1 protein-coding gene is annotated in these 1,373 nt (G+C 67.6%); it reads left to right on the forward strand.

Going from position 1 to position 1,373, the window contains the following annotated elements; all coding sequences use genetic code 11:
* Positions 1-262 precede the first annotated feature (262 nt).
* The gene (locus tag KBX53_RS32970) at positions 263-1,294 is read left to right on the forward strand and encodes an ABC transporter substrate-binding protein (protein WP_210863765.1); all 1,032 of its coding nucleotides are present in this window, start codon (positions 263-265) and stop codon (positions 1,292-1,294) included.
* The last annotated feature ends 79 nt before the right edge of the window (positions 1,295-1,373 follow it).

Here is a 1,373-nt window from a genome sequence, read left to right on the forward strand (position 1 = left end):
TACCTCCGCTGAGTCGAGGGTCAGGAATCCGACAAAGGCTAACCGCCGTGTCGAGGTATGGCACCGGCTGGGGTGGTCGTCATGTTGTTTCCGTTCCGCAACCCGATACGCCTGGCGTCACAACTGTGGGTTTCTCGTACGCTGTGCCCGCGAAGAGTCCCCTCACGACGGCGGAGCCCGGCTTCCACCCCTCTCGCCGGCCCGTCATAACAACCCCCTCCGGTGGCCTGCCGGCCCCGGTCGGAAAGGACATGGTGCACTGATGAGAAGGCTGACCCGTACGGTCGCTACGGCCGCGCTGGCCACCGCCCTCGCCCTTGTCTCCGCCTGCAGCAGCGGGTCGGATTCGGCCGACGACGCCAAGGGCGGCGACGGCAAGGCGCTGGAGAAGGTGACCTACCTCACCTCGTTCGGCAACTTCGGCCGTGACTCCTACGCCTGGGTGGCAAAGGACAAGGGCTTCTTCAAGGAAGCCGGCTTCGACGTCGAGATCAAGGCCGGCCAGGGCACCGGCGGCGTGATCCAGACCGTCGTCGGCGGCCAGGCCGACTTCGGCCCGATCGACCTCACCGGCGGTCTGCTCCAGCTCGGCAACGGCCAGGCGAAGGACTTCACCGCGGTGGCCGCGATCCAGCAGCGCACCATGGCGGGCATCGCCACCGTCGAGGGCAAGAACATCAGCTCCCCGAAGGACCTGGAGGGCAAGAAGCTCGCCGACACCCCCGGGTCCGTGGTCCGCAACCTCTTCCCGACGTACGCCCGGCTCGCCGGTGTGGACGCGACCAAGGTGACCTGGGTCAACGGTGAGGCGCAGAACCTGATCGGCACGCTGGCCTCCGGCTCGGTGGACGGCATCGGTCAGTTCGTCGTCGGTCAGCCGACCATCGAGGCGGCGGCCAAGAAGAAGGCCGTCATGCTGCCGTACAGCAACGTGATGCAGGACCTCTACGGCAACGTGCTGATCACCTCCTCGAAGATCGCCAAGGAGAAGCCCGAGATGGTGAAGCGGTTCACCGCGGCGCTGCTCAAGGGCCTCGAGTACAGCCTGGCGAACTCCAAGGAGGCCGCCGACATCCTGAAGAAGAACGTCGACGCCACCAACCCGGTCTCCGCCGCCGCCGAGCTGGACCTGATGGCCGCGTACGTCCGCTCCGGCAACACCGGCACCGCGATCGGCACCCTGGACAGCGGCCGGGTCGCCAAGAGCATCGCCATCCTGCAGGGCGCCGGCGCGCTGAAGCAGAACATCACCCCCGAGCAGATCATCGACTTCAGCCTCGCGCCGAAGGCCTGATCGTCCGGTCGTCATCAGGGGGTACGTTCCGCCGATCCCGGTGGGGCGTACCCCCGACGCTCGTCGGCCCCCGGCGGGC

The sequence above is a fragment of the Micromonospora sp. M51 genome (assembly GCF_018070305.1).
GTDB classification, from domain to species: domain Bacteria; phylum Actinomycetota; class Actinomycetes; order Mycobacteriales; family Micromonosporaceae; genus Micromonospora; species Micromonospora parva.